Origin of the sequence: Streptomyces sp. S.PB5, from assembly GCF_030403745.1 — a bacterium.
Lineage (GTDB): Bacteria > Actinomycetota > Actinomycetes > Streptomycetales > Streptomycetaceae > Streptomyces.
On the sequence record NZ_JAQMWP010000003.1, the window covers coordinates 53,917 to 70,593 of the forward strand.

Consider the following 16,677-nt stretch of genomic DNA (forward strand, 5'->3'; position numbering starts at 1 on the left):
GCTGACCCTGAAAGCACCGGGCGCACACGGCCCGGACCGACACCCGGTGGTGAGCCAGATGGTTCTCGGGAGCGACCTCAGGCGGGGGAACGCACGGCGGGGCCGCGGCCCACGGCCGGCGGGACGGGGTACGGCGGCGCTGGCCGCCCTGGTGCTCCTCCTCGCCCCGGCCTTCGTGGCCTGCAGCGACGACAGCGGTGGCGGGAGCGAGAGCACGCCTCCCACTCCGACCCCCGAGATGACGAGCAGCGCGCCGGAGACGAGCGCACCGGCCAGTGGGCCGGCCGACCGGGCGGCGGCCGAGAAGGAGGTCAAGGAGAACTGGGAGAAGTTCTTCGACCCGAAGACCTCCACGAAGCAGAAGCAGGCCGTCCTGGAGAACGGCGAGGCGATGGGCCCGGTCATGGCGGCCTTCAGCGGTGACGAGCGCGGCGCGCAGGTGCAGGCGGAGGTCACCGAGGTCGAGTTCACCGCGCCGACCAAGGCGACCGTGACGTACGCGCTGCTCATGAACGGCGCCACCGCCCTGCCGAACACCACCGGGACCGCGGTCGAGGACGACGGCACCTGGAAGGTGTCCGTCAGCACGCTGTGCGCCCTGGTCGCGCTGAGCGGCAATGCGTCGGCGTCGGCCCTCCCGGGCTGCTGAGGCCGTCGCCGCGGTGCTGTTGCTCGCCCTGAGCGCGGCCTGCGGGAGCCGGCTGCCGGAGAGCGACTTCGAGGGGCGGGGGCGTGCCAGTCCCGCGCCGAGCAACGGCACACCGATCCGCGTCGGCATCATCACCAGCGCCACCAGTCCGGTCGGCGGCGACACCTTCGTAGGCCCCCGTGACGGCGCCAAGGCCTACTTCGAGCGCCTCAACGCGCGCGGGGGCATCGGCGGGCGGCCGGTCGAGGTGCGGGAGTGCGACGACGGCGGCAGCGGCGTCGGCAACAACACCTGTGTGCACCAACTGCTCGACGAGGACGAGGTGGTGGCCCTCGTCGCCACCACCGCCCTCGACTACGCGGGCGCCTCCCGCGTCTCCCGCGCGCGCGTGCCCGACGTCGGCGGCCAGCCCATCGGCAACGCCTACGACACCTGGCCGCACCTGTACGGCATCTACGGCAGCCTCGCGCCCCGCGACGGCACCACCGGATGGGACGGCAAGCAGTACGGCGGCACGGAGGTCTACCGCTACTTCAAGCGCGAGCACGGGGCCCGTACCGCGGCCGTCGTCTCGTACAACCAGGCATCCTCCGCCGCCTACGCCCGGCTCGTCGAGCGGGGGCTCAAGGCCGAGGGATACCGGGTCGTCAGCGAGCAGGTCGACTTCGCGCTGCCCAACTTCCGCGCCGTCGCCGCCGACCTGAAGGAGCAGGGCGCCGACCTGGTCTTCGACGCGATCGACGCGCACGGCAACGCCCAGCTGTGCAAGGCGATGGACGACGTCGGCGCCCGGGTCACCGCCAAGGTCACCAACGTGCAGAACTGGACCTCGGCCGTCCCCGACGACTACAGGGACTCCCCGGCCTGCCGCAACGCCCTGTGGGCGACCGGGTCCAGCCGGAACTTCGAGGACACGGACCAGGAGGCCGTAGGGGAGTTCCGGGACGCCACGAAGGGGCTCGAGACGCACTCCCAGTGGCAGTTGGAGGGGTGGGCGGCCGCCATGTGGTTCACGGAGGCCGCCCAGGACTGTGCCGAGGGCGGGCGCGGCGTCACGCGCGCGTGCGTGGACGCGTACCTGAATCGCAGCGAGGGCTACACCGCCGACGGGCTGCTCGTCCCCGTCCGGTTCGAGCGGCTGGCCGAGCCACCGACGACCCGCAGGACGTGTCTGTCGGTGGCCCGGTGGCAGGACGGTACGGGATGGGTGTCACAGGGCGACATGGACGACACCTGCTTCGACGTCCCCCAACTGCCCTACTGACGGCCCCGGTTCACCGCAGCGAGGCGAAGAACTCCCTGACGTCGCCGGCCAGCAGCTCCGGGACCTCCAGGGCCGCGAAGTGGCCGCCGCGCTCGAACTCCGTCCAGCGGACGAGGGTGTTGGCCTGCTCGGCCCAGCGGCGGATCGCCACGTCCTCGCCGAAGTTGGCCACGGCGGTCGGCACACCGGAGTTCGTGACCGGGAACCAGTCGCCGACATGGCTGTTCTCGTAGTACATCCGGGCCGCCGAACCGGCTGTCCCCGTCAGCCAGTACAGCATCACGTTGGTCAGCAGCGTGTCCCGGTCGACCGCGTCCTCGGGCAGCGCGGCCGAGGAGTGCGTCCACGCCTGGAACTTCTCCATGATCCAGGCGAGCTGGCCGACGGGGGAGTCGGTCAGGGCGTACGACAGGGTCTGCGGGCGGGTGGACTGCAGGGCGTTGTAGCCGAAGCCGTCGGTGGTGAACTCCGCGATGGCCGCGAGGCTCTGCCGCTCCTTGCCGGTGAGCTCGGCCTGTTCCTCGTCGCTGACCGGGCCGAGCGGGATGAAGCCGACCGACGCGGCGTTCACATGGATGCCCACGACCGACTCGGGGGCGATCCGGCCGAGCGCGGGCGAGATCAGCGCGCCGAGGTCGCCGCCCTGGGCGCCGTACCGCTCGTAGCCGAGCCTGTGCATCAGCTCGGCCCAGGCGCGGGCGACCCGGTTGACGTTCCAGCCCTTCTCGCGGGTCGGGCCGGAGAAGCCGAAGCCGGGGATGGCGGGGATGACGAGGTGGAAGTCGCTGAGCCGCTCGATCACGCCGAGGAACTCCACGATCGAGCCCGGCCAGCCGTGCGTGAGGATCAGCGGCAGGGCGTCCGGGTTCGCGGAGCGGATGTGCAGGAAGTGGACCTGGGCGCCGTCGATCTCCGTGACGAACTGCGGGAGTTCGTTGAGGGCGGCCTCGTGCTTGCGCCAGTCGTAACCGCTGCGCCAGTGGGTCGCGAGGTCGCGGAGGTACGGCAGCGAGGCGCCGTACTCCCAGCCCGCGTCCGGCAGTTCGTCAGGCCAGCGGGTCAGGTCCAGGCGGGTGTGGAGGTCGTCCAGCTGGGCCTGGGGGATGTCGATCCGGTAGCTGTGCACGCTGTTGTCTGCCATGAGTCCAAGGTAAGAATCCTTGCGGACAGCGACGGTCCGCAATTGCTGCGAGACTCGGATTCATGTTGGAGACCTCGGCACGACTCCTGCGTTTGCTCTCGCTCCTCCAGGCCCACCGCGAATGGTCCGGCGCCGACCTCGCCGACCGCCTCGGCGTCACCCCGCGCACCGTGCGCCGGGACGTGGACCGGCTGCGCGGACTGGGCTACCCGGTCAACGCCAGCCCCGGCACCGGCGGCGGCTACCAGCTGGGCGCGGGCGCCGAGCTGCCGCCGCTGCTGCTGGACGACGACGAGGCCGTCGCCGTGGCCGTAGGGCTGCGCACGGCCGCCGGGCAGGGCATCGAGGGCATCGGCGAGACCTCGGTGCGGGCCCTCGCCAAGCTGGAGCAGGTGCTGCCGCACCGGCTGCGCCGCCGGGTGGGCGCCCTCAACGCGTTCACCGTGCCGATGCTGCGCGGCCCGCAGGCGGGCGCCGTCGACCCGGCCGTGCTGACCGAACTCGCCAACCTCTGCCGGGACGCCGAGCGGCTGCGCTTCGAGTACCGCAGCCGCCCCCACTCTCGAACAGACCCGAGCGGGGGGACCCCCATCGGCGACCTGACCCGCCGTACCGTCGAACCGCACCGCCTGGTCTGCACCGAGCGCCGCTGGTACCTGGTCGCCTGGGACCTCGACCGCGACGACTGGCGGACCTTCCGCGTCGACCGCATCACCCCCAGGCCGCCGCACGGCCCGCGCTTCACCCCGCGCACGCCCCCGGCGGAGGATCTCGCCGCATTCGTCTCCGAGGGCGTCTCCACGCGCGCGTACGCCGCGCATGCCGTCGTACGGCTCCTGGTGCCCCTCGAAGAGGCCATCGAGCGGATCTCACCGAGCGCGGGGCAGCTGGAGCCCGACGGGCCCGACGCCTGCATCCTGCGCACCGGGGCCGCGAGCCTCGACGTGATGGTCATTCACGTCATGCTGATGGGCTTCGAGTTCGAGGTGCTGGAACCCGCCGAGCTGACCGAGGCGATCAGGACCGCTCGGGATCGGCTTGCTCGCTCTCTGGCTCGGGCTGAGGAGCCAGCGCCGCGTACTCGGGGTGGTGCAGATCGAACGCCGGGGACTCGGAGCGGATCTTCGGCAGCGTGTTGAAGTTGTGCCGGGGCGGCGGGCAGGAGGTCGCCCACTCCAGGGAACGGCCGTATCCCCAGGGGTCGTCGGTCTCGACCTTCTCGCCGTACTTGGCGGTCTTCCAGACGTTGTAGAGGAACGGCAGGGTCGAGGCGCCGAGCAGGAACGCGCCGATCGTCGAGATCATGTTGAGCGCGGTGAACCCGTCGGCGGCCAGATAGTCGGCGTACCGGCGCGGCATGCCCTCCGCGCCCAGCCAGTGCTGCACCAGGAACGTGGTGTGGAAGCCCACGAACAGCGTCCAGAACTGGATCTTGCCGAGCCGTTCGTCGAGCATCTTGCCGGTGAACTTGGGCCACCAGAAGAAGAAGCCGCCGAAGACCGCGAAGACGACCGTGCCGAAGACGACGTAGTGGAAGTGCGCGACGACGAAGTACGAGTCGGAGACATGGAAGTCCAGCGGCGGCGACGCCAGGATCACCCCGGTCAGCCCGCCGAACAGGAACGTCACCAGGAAGCCGCACGCCCACAGCATCGGCGTCTCGAAGGACAGCGAGCCCTTCATCATGGTGCCGATCCAGTTGAAGAACTTCACGCCCGTGGGGACCGCGATCAGGAAGGTCATGAACGAGAAGAACGGCAGCAGCACCGCGCCGGTGACGAACATGTGGTGCGCCCACACCACGATCGACAGACCGGTGATCGCCATCGTCGCGCCGACCAGCGTCAGATAGCCGAAGAGCGGCTTGCGGCTGAAGACCGGCAGGATCTCCGTGATGATCCCGAAGAACGGCAGGGCGATGATGTAGACCTCGGGATGGCCGAAGAACCAGAACAGGTGCTGCCACAGCAGCGCCCCGCCGTTCGCCGAGTCGAAGATCATGCTGCCGAACCGGCGGTCCGCCTCCAGACACAGCAGCGCGGCCGCGAGGACCGGGAACGCCATCAGGATCAGGATCGACGTGAACAGCGTGTTCCAGGTGAAGATCGGCATCCGGAACATCGTCATGCCGGGGCAGCGCATCCCGATGATGGTGGTGATGAAGTTGACCGCGCCGAGGATCGTGCCGAAGCCGGCCAGCGCGAGGCCCATGATCCACAGGTCGGGGCCGACGCCGGGCGAGCGCTCCATGCTGTTCAGCGGCGCATAGGCGAACCAGCCGAACGCGGCGGGCCCCGACGGCACGATCAGCGACCCCATCACGATCAGGCCGCCGAACAGGAAGAACCAGTACGAGAGCATGTTCAGCCGCGGGAACGCCACGTCGGGCGCGCCGATCTGCAACGGCATCAGCTCATTGGCGAAGCCCGCGAACATCGGCGTCGCGAACAGCAGCAGCATGATCGTGCCGTGCATGGTGAACAGCTGGTTGAACTGCTGATTGTCCAGCAGCTGCATACCGGGCCGGGCGAGTTCGGCGCGCATGATCAGCGCCATGACCCCGCCGATCAGGAAGAACACGAACGACGTGATCAGGTAGAGATGCCCGATCTTCTTGTGGTCGGTGGTGGTCAGCCAGTCGACGATCACCCTGCCGTGACTCCTGCTCCGCACGGTTGGCGCCGTCGTCTGCACGGTCTGGGTCCCCATCGCTCGCTCGCCCTTCGCTCGTCGCGTGCCGGGTCCGCCGTCATGATGCTCGCGTCGCCGCGCACAGCGACAGGGGGCGTACGGGGGTTCTGTGCGGGAAGCGTGCATTTCCTATGTGGCGTCAGCTTCCGCGAGCCCGCGCCGAATCGGAATGGAAAGGCTCCGGCGGTACATCTCCCGGAACCTTTCCGCCTGATTATTCGAGGAGTGATCGCGACACGCGGGAATTACGTTCGATTGCGCGCGGAAGGCGTACGGAACCGCTCGTAGGAGTGACAAAGCGGCGCTGAAACGGCTGTCGTGATCCTGTGACAGAAGCGTGACCGCAGGGGGATCAGTGACCCACAGTGGCCTGATCCCTGGCCCCGCCCCGTGGACAGGGCCTAGCGTGGCCGTATGGCACCGATACCGAAACCCTCCGCCGAACCCAACGACAGCCCGGACACGTACGTCGGCCTGGACTCGGCGCGCGCCGAACGGCTCGCCCGCGAGAAGGGCTGGTCGACGGTCCGTTCGCTGCCGCCGGGGGCGATCATCACGATGGAGTACCGCGTGGGACGGCTGAACTTCGAGGTGCGCGACGGCCTGGTGGCCCGCGCCTGGAAGGGCTGAGACCCCCCTCGGGCGCACCTTGGACACCGCTCCTGATCCATGACGACGGCCCCGGCTCCTGGGAAGGAACCGGGGCCGTCGCTGCGGGGTGGGTGTGTGCGTACCGTCCCCGCTGTCCGCCGGCTAGCCGCCTGTCAGGGGGCGGGCCGCCGAGGCCGTGCCGCGTGCGACGCGGTCGGAATGGGGCGGCCGGCGAGGGCCGACCGGGGTGACCGGGGTGCGCTCCGAGCGGGTCGTGTGCGGGCCCGGTGCCAGATAGGCGGGCGTCCGGGCCGAACGGGCCGCGGGCTCGCTCTGGGGAGCGGTGCGCGGCTTGAGCGGGACCGGGACCTCGACGGGCTGCACGGCCGCGGGAGCGGTACGGCGGGCCCGCCAGCGGTCGCGCAGGTCGAAGATCGCGGTCTCGGTGCGGGCGATCAGCGGCTCGCACCACGGCAGGGCCAGCAGGATCAGCAGCCCCGCGGCCCACCCGAGAAGGACGTCGCTCAGCCAGTGCGTACCGAGATAGACGGTGGCGAGGCCGACACCGAGGGAGGTCACCGCGGAGACGGCGGACAGCCATCTGCGGGCTCTCGGGGTGGAGGCCAGATAGGCCAGGATGCCCCAGGTCACCACGGCGTTCGCGGTGTGGCCGCTGGGAAATATATCGCCGCCCAGGCCCATCTCGTTCGAGCCGATGGTGGTCGCGTAGTGCGGGCCGAGCCGGCCCATGCCGATCTTCGCGGCGCCGACCGTGATGTTCAGCAGGAGCAGCGAGGTGGCCAGGGTGAGCAGCGGACGGATGGTGTGCTGCCGCCAGGAGCGCCAGCCCAGCCAGGCCGCGATCATCACCGCGGTGGGACCGCGCTGGCCGAGGACGACGTAGTAGTCCACGAACCAGTGGATCTCCGACCACTGCTGGTACGGCCGGAAGAACATGACCTGCCAGTCCAGGCGGACCAGCCATGACGTGTCGACGACGAGCCACACGATCGCCAGGTAGAACACCAGGGTTCCGGCGAGCAGCGCGACCCGGTGCCGGGACATCCTCGGCACGTCGAGATGAGCCGGTCGTTCCGGCTCACGGTCCAGCCTGGCGAACACCCGGTCCAGACGGGTGAGCTTTCGTTCGGTACGCACTCAATCGACGTTACAGCGAGTGAGCTCGGAACCCCCTCGAATCCACGGCTTTGTGATGACGATGTGATGTGGGATTCCTCTCAGGAAGAGGTTTATTTCCGAGGAATCCACTATCCGGCCGCGCTGCCCCCTTCAATTCCTTTGATCATTTCAGGTTCCGGTTTATTGCCGCTTATGAATTCGTTCACCGAATCATGGGGTGGAATTCTCCGCTCGCTCATGGACGCCCGCGAGTCGATCATGGCGGGCCCGAGCCGTTCAGCCAGAACGCCCCGTACACGGCCGACGCGACGGCGATACCGCCCACCACCAGCGCGGATCTGGACGTACGCAGCCTCGCGAGCGCCAGGGCCAGGGGAAACAGGAGGGGGAAGGCGGGCAGCAACAGGCGCGGTTTCGAGCCGAAGTAGCTCGACGCGCACAGCGCGAGCGCGGTGACGACCCCCGCGTACACCAGAAGCGGCAACGGCTGACGCTGCCGTACGCCGATGACGTACAGCCACACGACGAGGCCGACCCCGACGATCAGTCCCACGCCCGCCAGGGCCGACGGGAACGACGTGAACTTCTCGCCGACGAAGCGGGCGAAGGCGTAGCCGCCGTCGAAGCCGTTGCGCCAGCCGGCCTGGACGTCGAGATAGCCGAGGGGGCCCTTGCCGGTGTGACGGCCGACCCAGAGGACGTAGCCGGCGGCGCCGAGGGGGGCGATGAGCATGCCGACGACGCGGGGGAGGAGAGGGGGCCGCGGGGCCAGGGTGCCGGTCGCCGGCTGTGGGGCGTGCGGTGAGGAGCGGGCGCTGCTCGGTGTCCCGTCGCGCCGGTGACGGCTCGCTGCCGCCGGTTCAGGGGCGCGTTCCCCGGCGCTCGCGCCGGCTGCCCGGGCCGCGCTTCTCTCCCGCTCGGACGAGGGAGCCCCCGTAGCGGCCCGGTCCCGTCCGGATGAGGGAGAAGCCGGCACGGCCCGGTCCCGGAGGTGCGAGGCGATCGCCGCCGCCCACACCGCCGCGACGACCGCGAGTCCCACCGGCCGGGTCAGGCCCGCCAGGGAGGCGAGGGTGCCCGCGAGCACCCAGCGGCCCGTCAGGACCGCGTACAGGGACCACGCGGCGAGCGCGGTGAACAGGGACTCGCTGTACGCCATCGACTGGACGACACCGACCGGCAGCACCGCCCAGACCAGCACCGCGCAGACCCCGGCCCTGCGGCCGTACACATGATCCGCGACGGCGAAGATGCCCCACGCCGCCGCGAGCGAGGCGACCAGGCTGACGGCGAAGCCCGCGTCGGCGTAGGACAGGGGAGAGACCGCCGCGATGCCGCGCTCCAGCCAGGGCAGCAGCGGAAAGAAGGCCAGGTTCGAGTGGACGTCGCCGTTGGGGAGGCGGACCTCGTAGCCGTATCCCAGCTCGGCGACCCTCGTGTACCAGAGGGAGTCCCAGCGGGCCGTCAGCAAGGTGTACGCGCTCTTGTCGCGCGCGGCGCTCCACAGGGCCAGGGTGAGCAGGCCCAGGGCGCGGACGGCCGCGTACCCGAGGAGGGCCGGGGCCGCCCGGCGCAGGGCGTTCGCCACCGGCGTCGCGCGCGTTTCAAGATCGGTCACGGGTCCGATTATCGACCGTGCGCTGAACCGCGCGGCCCGGCGGGGCGTGTTGGCAGGGGGACGGCAAAGAGGGGAGCGTGGCGTACGCCACACGTGTTCTCGGCGGAGTCTGAGAGGTCCACCACTTGGCCGAGGCGTGAACTCGCGTACGCTGACGTGTCACTCGCCTTCGTTGCGCGGGCCGGAGACGACCGCTCCACTCCGGCCGAGATCATGGGGAGTCCCCACCCCGTGTGCCCGCCGAACGCGAGGGAACATCTGGGAGGTACGTACATGTCCGGGACGACCACGGCCGCCGCTGAGCTGCGCCGTCGGGCGGCCGGGGCCGGTGCCAACCGCTGGGTCGTCCTCGTCGTCCTCTGTGTGAGCCTGCTGCTGGTCGCGGTCGACGCGACCGTGCTGCACGTGGCGGTCCCCGCCGTCACCGAGGACCTCAAGCCCGGCGCGATAGAGCTGCTCTGGATCGTCGACGTCTACCCGCTGGTCTGCGCCTCGCTGCTGATCCTCTTCGGCACGCTCGGCGACCGCGTCGGCCGCAGACGCATCCTCCTGCTCGGCTACGCCCTCTTCGGCGTCGCCTCAGGCATGGCCGCCCTCGCCGACAACGCCCAGGTCCTGATCGTCTCGCGCGCCCTCCTCGGCGTCGGCGGCGCGATGATCATGCCCGCCACCCTCTCGATCCTCCGCCAGGTCTTCCCCGACCGGCGCGAGCGCGCGCTCGCCATCGGCATCTGGAGCGCCGTGGCCGCCGTGGGCGCCGCGGTCGGCCCGCTCCTCGGCGGCTTCCTCCTCGAACACTTCTGGTGGGGCTCCGTCTTCCTCGTCAACATCCCGCTGATGCTGGTCAGCCTGCCGGTGGGCCGCCTCCTGCTCCCCGAGTCGAAGGGCAGCGGCGAAGGCCCCTGGGACGTCGTCGGCGCGCTGATGGCCGCGGCCGGCCTGTTCGGCCTGGTGCTGGGCGTGAAGCGGCTCGGCGGCGGCGAACTCGACGGCATCACGGCCCTGCCACTGGCCGCGGGCGCCGCGCTGCTGGTGCTTTTCGTACGACGGCAGAGGCGCCGTACGCATCCGCTGGTGGACCTGCGGATGTTCTCCCGTCCGGCCTTCAGCACCTCCGTCGGCTGCATCGTGCTGGCGATGCTCGCGCTGGTGGGCCTTGAGCTGATCGCGGCGCAGTATCTCCAGCTGGTGCTGGGGCTCTCGCCGCTGGAGACCGGCCTTCGGCTGCTGCCGCTGACCATTGCGGCGATGGCGTCCGGACTGGCGGGCGCGCGGATGCTGCGACGGTTCGGGCCGCGCCGGATGGTGTGCTTCGGCTTCTGTCTGACGGCGGTCGCCGTACTGACGCTGCTGGCCATGGGCGGGGAGGACAACGCCCCGCTGCTGCTCTTCGGTTTCGTGCTGCTGGGCTTCGGTCTGGAGACCACGCTCTTCGGGGCCTACGAGTCGATGCTGAGCGAGGCGCCGCCGGAGCAGGCGGGCGGGGCCGCGGCGATCGGCGAGACCTCCTACCAGCTGGGTGCCGGTATCGGTATCGCCCTGCTCGGCAGCGTGATGAACGCGGCGTACGCGCCCGGGCTGTCGTCGGTGCAGGGCGTTCCGGCACGCGACTCGGCCGCGGCGGGGCACTCGCTGGGCGAGGCGTACGAGATCGCCGGGCGGCTGGGCGGGACGGCGGGGGAGACGTTGCGACGCACCGCGCGGGACTGCTTCGTGTACGGGCTGCATGTGACGTTGCTGGTCAGCGCGGGGTTGCTGCTGCTCGGGGCGGTGATGGCGCTGCGGTTGCCGCGGGTCATGCAGTGCGAGCCGGTGGCTGTCGAGGTGCCCGCCCCTCGCGAGGTCGCGGAGTCTCGCGTCTCAGCTTGAACCGTCTCCCACCCACGCACCGCACGTTGCTCCCGACTGGAGGGGAACGTCTCCTGTGGGGCTACATCGCCGCCGTCGGCTGCGGGCTGCGCGGGCTGTGCGCCGTTGTGGGCTCCCCGTGCGTGGGCGCACCTACTGGACGTGCATCACACTGCACCGTAACGTCGGCACCGAGTCGTAACTAGCGGTGCTAGTTTTCTGTATGCCGGAGGGTGTTCTCCATGTCCGCGTCCTCGAAGTTGCCCCCGTTCGACCCCGCCGACCCGCTCGGCATCGACGACCTGCTGGATCCGGAGGACCTCGCCGTCCGGGACACCGTGCGGTCCTGGGCGGGGGACCGGGTGCTGCCGTACGTCGCCGAGTGGTACGAGAGCGGCGAACTGCCCGGGATCCGGGAACTCGCCCGGGAGCTCGGCGGGATCGGGGCGCTCGGGATGTCGCTGGAGGGCTACGGCTGCGCCGGGGCCAGTGCCGTGCAGTACGGGCTCGCCTGTCTGGAGCTGGAGGCCGCCGACTCCGGGATCCGGTCGCTCGTCTCGGTGCAGGGCTCGCTCGCCATGTACGCCATCCACCGGTTCGGCTCCGAGGAGCAGAAGCAGACGTGGCTGCCGCGGATGGCCGCCGGTGAGGTCATCGGCTGCTTCGGGCTGACCGAGCCCGACCACGGCTCCGACCCCGCGTCCATGCGGACGTACGCCAAGAAGGACGGCACGGACTGGGTTCTGGGCGGGCGCAAGATGTGGATCACCAACGGGTCGGTCGCCGGGGTCGCCGTGGTGTGGGCGCAGACCGACGAGGGGATCCGCGGGTTCGTGGTGCCCACCGACAGCCCCGGGTTCTCCGCGCCCGAGATCAAGCACAAGTGGTCGCTGCGGGCCTCCGTGACCAGTGAACTCGTCCTCGACGACGTGCGGTTGCCCGCGGACGCGGTGCTGCCGGAGGTGGTCGGGCTCAAGGGCCCGCTGAGCTGTCTGTCGCACGCCCGGTACGGGATCGTCTGGGGGGCGATGGGGGCGGCGCGGTCCTGTCTGGAGGCGGCGGTCGACTACGCCAAGTCGCGCGAGCAGTTCGGGCGGCCCATCGGGGGGTTCCAGCTCACCCAGGCCAAGCTCGCCGACATGGCGGTCGAGCTGCACAAGGGGATTCTGCTCGCCCATCATCTGGGGCGGCGGATGGATGCCGGACGCCTGCGTCCCGAGCAGGTCAGTTTCGGCAAGCTGAACAACGTACGGGAGGCGATCGAGATCTGCCGGACCTCGCGCACCATCCTCGGTGCCAACGGGATCTCGCTCGAATACCCCGTCATGCGGCACGCGACGAACCTCGAGTCGGTGCTCACCTACGAGGGCACCGTCGAGATGCATCAGCTCGTGCTGGGCAAGGCGCTCACCGGGCTCGACGCGTTCCGGTAAGCCTCTTCGTCGAAGCCTTTCGGTGAACCCTGCGCAGGGGCAGGGCCGGTGAGCGGCCCTGCCTCAGCTCTGGTTGAAGAAGCCGTCCGTGCGGTGCGCGGCCGGGTCGCCGTTCACGATCTCCGTGTTGGCGGGGGTCAGCAGGAACACGCGCGTGGACACGCGCTCGATGGAACCGCGCAGCCCGAAGATCAGGCCGGCCGCGAAGTCGACGACCCGCTTGGCGTCGGCGGCCTCCATCGCGGTCAGGTTCATGATGACGGGCACCCCGTCCCGGAAGAGCTCGCCGATGGCGCGCGCGTCCCGGAAGCTGTCCGGAGTGACCGTGCCGATGCGACGGCCCTTCTCCTCGGCGACATCCGAGGCCACCTTGACCCGCGGGTCGGTGACCCAGGCATCCCCGGGCTCGGTTCCTTCGGAGTAGCCGTCGTCGTCGTAGTAACGCTCGTCATCGTTGTCGTCAACGAGGCCCAGCCAGGCACTCGCCTTGCGCACCGATCCCATGGACGCCTCCTCTCACAGCGGTCTTTCTCGCTTTACGTATCCCTATCGTCATCCATGATGCGGATGACGCGCCATGTGGATAGACGCCGCGCGGGGGGTTTGTGACGGTACTGGTGCACAGCGCATTCGTCGAGAGCCCGGCATTCACAAGGGCCGTTCCCCATACGGCTGCTGACTGTGAGTGAAATATGATTCTTCGCGGCGTATGGGTGACGGGCGGGGCGTACGGGTGAACGGCCGGGTGGATACGATGCGGCCGCTCAACGTCGCACTGCTCACGGGGGATCGCCATGTTCGGAATCGTCAGGCCCTGCCGTCATCGCCTCGGCGAAAGTCTCAAGACCCAGTGGATGGCGCACTTGTGCGGGCTGTGTCTCGCGCTGCGCAAGGACCACGGCCAGTTCGCGCGGATCGTGACGAACTATGACGGGCTGCTCATATCGGTTCTGACGGAGGCTCAGGCCGAGCGGGGTTCCTCGGGCCGTCGTACGGCGGGGCCGTGCCCGTTGCGCGGGATGCGGACCGCGTCCGTGGCCAATGGGGAAGGGGCGCGCCTCTCCGCCGCCGTCTCCCTGGTGCTCGCCTCCGCCAAGGTGCGGGACCATGTCGCCGACGGGGACGGGCTGCTGGCGCGGAAGCCGGTGGCGCTCGCGGCGCGTCGCGTGGCGTCGAGCTGGGGTGCGGCGGGGGCGCGCAGCGGGTTGGCGGTCGGGTTCGACACGGCGGTGCTGGTCGATGCGGTGGACCGGCAGCTGGGTATCGAGACGCTGGCCGGGCCCGGGACGCCGATCCTGACTGTCACCGAGCCGACCGAGACGGCCACCGCGGCCGCCTTCGCGCATACGGCCGTCCTCGCCGGGCGGCCGGGCAACGCCGAGCCGCTGGCCGAGGCGGGGCGGCTCTTCGGGCGGCTCGCACATCTGCTGGACGCCGTGGAGGACAGGGAGGCCGACGCCGCGGCGGGGGCGTGGAATCCGTTGACGGCGACGGGCACGTCCCTGGTCGAGGCCCGGCGGCTCGCCGATGATGCCGTGCACGGGATTCGGCTGGCGTTGCGGGAAGTCGCCTGGGGGTCCGGGGGCTCCCCGGAGAAGCACAGCAGTGAAAAGCACAGCAGCGATCAGAACCTCGCGCATGTGCTGCTCGTGCACGAACTGCGGACGTCCGTGGACCGGGCCTTCGGTACGTCGTCCTGCGGGCACCCGGCCGAACTGTCGAACCCCTACGCGCCTACCGGCCCTGGCGGTCCGGGCATGCCGCCGCCCCCGGAGCCGCCTCGCCGGGACAGGCGCGGGCTGCTGGCGGGGTGCGCGGTGTGGCTGGGGCTGGCCTGCACGTGTCAGATGTGCTGTGGGGAGTTCGAGGATCCGTGGAGCCGGCAGCGCAGGGAAGGGCTGTGCAATCAGGCCGACTGCGGTGATTGCTGCGATTGCTGTGACTGTTGCGGGAAATGCGGCGATTGCTGTGGGAACTGCTGCGACGGGTGCGACTGCGGATGTGACTGCGGGTGCTGACCGAAGTGAGCGGCGCCCGCTGGTGAGGGGAAGGCGCGTGTGAAGGCGGAGAAGGGGAACGCGACGCGGCGCCCCGGAGAGTCAGGGCGCGCAGTGGGTCAGCTCAACAGGAAGAGGACCACACTCGACCGAGGTCGATGTGGGAGCGCTTGACCAGCCACTGCTGTGGATGCATGGGCCAAGTGGAACAGGCATCCGGTTTTCCGTCAACTGACTTGAGACGTACTGCTCACAGTCTGGACAGCCTTGACAGTGAAGGGAAACGCCAACGTAGTCTCAAGGAGCGGCCTTGCTGAGGGGCTCGGCCGCGTCCCGCGCCGCGCGGCGCGTGTGTGTGAAGGCACCCGTCCGAGTTCGACACGACTCGCTGCCACGGAGCCTTCGTATGTCCTCCGACCCCCTCGCCACACCGTCTCCCGCACCGGACATACCGGAGCACCCGGATTCCCCGCGGCTCGTCCCGCAACTGGTCATCGTCGGGGCCGGGCCGCGGGGGACCGGTCTGATCGAGCGGATCGCCGCCAACGCCCTTGAGCTGTACGGGGGTTCGGCACTGGAAATCCATCTGGTGGACCCGTATCCACCGGGGTCCGGGCGTATCTGGCGGGAGGCCCAGTCGCCGCTGCTGTGGATGAACTCGCACGCCGAGGACACCACCATGTTCACCGACGAGACGGTGGCCATGGCCGGACCCGTGCGTCCCGGGCCCACGCTGCACGAGTGGGCCGGCATCGACGGCGCCACCTTCGCGGACCGGCAGCTCCAGGGCGGCTATCTGCGCTGGGTGCACGAGCGGGCCGTCGCCGCGCTGCCCCCGTCGATCCGGGTGCACCACCATCCTCGGCGGGCCCTGCGGGTCAGCGGTCCGCGCGAGGGGCGGCAGCAGGTGTGGCTGGAGGGCCGCCCGCGACCGCTCCTGGCCGACCTCGTCGTCCTCGCCGTCGGTCATCTCGACGCCGAACCGGACCAGGAGCAGCGCGAGTTGACCGCCTACGCGGCGGACCACCAACTCGTCCACCTCCCGCCCGACTTCACCGCCGACAGCGACCTGTCCGTGCTCACGCCCGGCTCTCACGTCCTCGTCCGGGGCTTCGGACTGGCCTTCGTCGACCTGATGGTGCTGCTGACCGAGGGGCGGGGCGGGCGGTACGAGGGGGACACCTATGTGCCGTCCGGGCAGGAGCCGGTGCTCTACGTCGGTTCGCGGCGCGGAGTGCCGTACCACTCGAAGATCGGCTACGACTGGACCGGTGAGCGGCCGCCGCTGCCGAGGTTCTTCGGGCCCGCCGAGGTCGACGGGCTCCTCGCCCGGCCCTCGGGGTTCGACTTCCGGCGGGACGTGTGGCCGTTGGTGGAGAAGGAGTTGGGGTTCGCGCACTACCACCGGCTGTTCACGGTGCATCCGGAGCGGACCGCGATCTCCTGGGCGGACTTCGAGGAGAAGTACGCGGCCGGCACCCGGGCGGAGATCCGGGCGCTGGTGGTGTCCGCCGTGCCCGACCCCGCCGACCGGTTCGATCCGGACGCGCTCGACCGTCCGCTGGAGGGGGTGCGGTACGGGTCGTTCGAGGAACTCCAGGAGGGTCTGCGGGGGTATGTCGAGGACGATCTGAGCAGACGTCACGATCCTTCGTACAGCCCGGACTTGGCGGTCTTCCTCGGACTGCTCTCCGTCTACGGCCAGTTGGTCCGGCTCGGGGACATCGGGCCCTGGTGGCACGGCTTCTTCAGCTATCTGGCCTCCGGGCCGCCCGGGCCCCGGCTGCGGCAGCTGCTGGCCCTGTCACGGGCGGGCGTCGTCAAGTTCCTCGGCGCGGACGTCTCGGTGGCCGCCGAGGACGGGGTGTTCCGGGCGACCAGCGCGAGCCTGCCCGGGGTCTGCGTCGAGGCGCGGGCGCTGGTCGAGGCGCGGCTGCCCGAGCCCACGATCGGGCGGGCCCGCGACGCCCTGCTGCGCGAGCTGTACGAGGAAGGGGCCATCGCCGAGACCCCGGAGGGACTGCTCCGGGTGGACCCCGGCGACGGGCGGATCCTCGACCGGAACGGCCATCCGCACCCCCGGCGCTTCGCGATCGGCCCTTTCACCGAGGGCCGGGCCTCCGGTGCCTTCACCCGGCCACGCACGGGCGGACCGGCGTTCCGGCAGAACGACGCGACGGCACGGGCGGCGCTGGAGTTCTTCGCGGGCCTCGCGGGGCGTGCGGCTGCGTGAGCGCTCCGCTGAGTGAGCCGGTTTCCGTCCGCGTGTGTCCGCGGGCAACCCATGATTGATCACAAGGGATCC

General features: G+C 70.4%; 12 protein-coding genes and 1 pseudogene. 8 read left to right on the forward strand and 5 right to left on the reverse strand.

All coding sequences use genetic code 11. The features are described from left to right. Nucleotides 1-58: 58 nt before the first annotated feature. Complete coding sequence (locus tag PH203_RS09105; RefSeq protein WP_289918433.1) at nt 59-649, forward strand: hypothetical protein; 591 nt, start codon at nt 59-61, stop codon at nt 647-649. Further along, nucleotides 618-1,913 (forward strand): ABC transporter substrate-binding protein, encoded by a 1,296-nt coding sequence (locus PH203_RS09110; protein WP_289918434.1) that lies wholly within the window; start codon nt 618-620, stop codon nt 1,911-1,913. The genes PH203_RS09105 and PH203_RS09110 overlap by 32 nt, the downstream gene beginning before the upstream one ends. A gap of 10 nt (nt 1,914-1,923) precedes the next feature. On the opposite strand, the gene PH203_RS09115 is transcribed toward PH203_RS09110, so the two are convergent. Further along, on the reverse strand, nt 1,924-3,054 hold the full coding sequence (locus PH203_RS09115) for an epoxide hydrolase family protein (RefSeq protein WP_289918435.1): 1,131 nt from the start codon (nt 3,052-3,054) through the stop codon (nt 1,924-1,926). A gap of 62 nt (nt 3,055-3,116) precedes the next feature. Between PH203_RS09115 and PH203_RS09120 the strand changes: the two genes are divergently transcribed. Beyond that, the gene (locus PH203_RS09120) at nt 3,117-4,193 is read left to right on the forward strand and encodes a YafY family protein (RefSeq protein WP_354671237.1); all 1,077 of its coding nucleotides are present in this window, start codon (nt 3,117-3,119) and stop codon (nt 4,191-4,193) included. Here the strand turns inward: PH203_RS09120 and ctaD are convergent. After that, nucleotides 4,090-5,763: pseudogene (ctaD, locus tag PH203_RS09125) on the reverse strand (cytochrome c oxidase subunit I); the annotation flags it as partial. The gene PH203_RS09120 and the pseudogene ctaD overlap by 104 nt on opposite strands. A 396-nt stretch (nt 5,764-6,159) precedes the next feature. Here ctaD and PH203_RS09130 point away from each other — a divergent pair. Continuing rightward, nucleotides 6,160-6,375, forward strand: a complete 216-nt coding sequence (locus PH203_RS09130) for an I78 family peptidase inhibitor (protein WP_289918439.1) — start codon at nt 6,160-6,162, stop codon at nt 6,373-6,375. 123 nt (nt 6,376-6,498) lie between these two features. Here the strand turns inward: PH203_RS09130 and PH203_RS09135 are convergent, their stop codons facing one another. Further along, nucleotides 6,499-7,494 (reverse strand): phosphatase PAP2 family protein, encoded by a 996-nt coding sequence (locus PH203_RS09135; RefSeq protein ID WP_289918442.1) that lies wholly within the window; start codon nt 7,492-7,494, stop codon nt 6,499-6,501. A gap of 238 nt (nt 7,495-7,732) precedes the next feature. Beyond that, nucleotides 7,733-9,094 carry a glycosyltransferase family 39 protein gene (locus tag PH203_RS09140; RefSeq protein WP_289918444.1) on the reverse strand — a complete coding sequence of 454 codons (1,362 nt, stop codon included), beginning with the start codon at nt 9,092-9,094 and terminating at the stop codon, nt 7,733-7,735. A gap of 273 nt (nt 9,095-9,367) precedes the next feature. Here PH203_RS09140 and PH203_RS09145 point away from each other — a divergent pair, with 273 nt between their 5' ends. Then, nucleotides 9,368-10,963 carry an MFS transporter gene (locus PH203_RS09145; RefSeq protein ID WP_289918445.1) on the forward strand — a complete coding sequence of 532 codons (1,596 nt, stop codon included), beginning with the start codon at nt 9,368-9,370 and terminating at the stop codon, nt 10,961-10,963. Between the two features lie 221 nt (nt 10,964-11,184). Further along, nucleotides 11,185-12,375, forward strand: a complete 1,191-nt coding sequence (locus tag PH203_RS09150) for an acyl-CoA dehydrogenase family protein (protein WP_289918446.1) — start codon at nt 11,185-11,187, stop codon at nt 12,373-12,375. A 63-nt stretch (nt 12,376-12,438) separates the two neighbouring features. On the opposite strand, the gene PH203_RS09155 is transcribed toward PH203_RS09150, so the two are convergent. Continuing rightward, on the reverse strand, nt 12,439-12,879 hold the full coding sequence (locus PH203_RS09155) for a cell division protein SepF (protein WP_289918448.1): 441 nt from the start codon (nt 12,877-12,879) through the stop codon (nt 12,439-12,441). A 290-nt stretch (nt 12,880-13,169) separates the two neighbouring features. On the opposite strand from PH203_RS09155, the gene PH203_RS09160 reads away from it, so the two are divergent. Together PH203_RS09160 and PH203_RS09165 are read left to right on the forward strand one after the other, a co-directional pair. Further along, nucleotides 13,170-14,393, forward strand: coding sequence for a DUF5685 family protein (locus PH203_RS09160; protein ID WP_289918450.1), 1,224 nt, complete (start codon nt 13,170-13,172; stop codon nt 14,391-14,393). 385 nt (nt 14,394-14,778) lie between these two features. Next, nucleotides 14,779-16,605: an FAD/NAD(P)-binding protein gene (locus tag PH203_RS09165; protein WP_289918451.1), complete on the forward strand. Its 1,827-nt coding sequence runs from the start codon at nt 14,779-14,781 to the stop codon at nt 16,603-16,605. Nucleotides 16,606-16,677 lie beyond the last annotated feature (72 nt).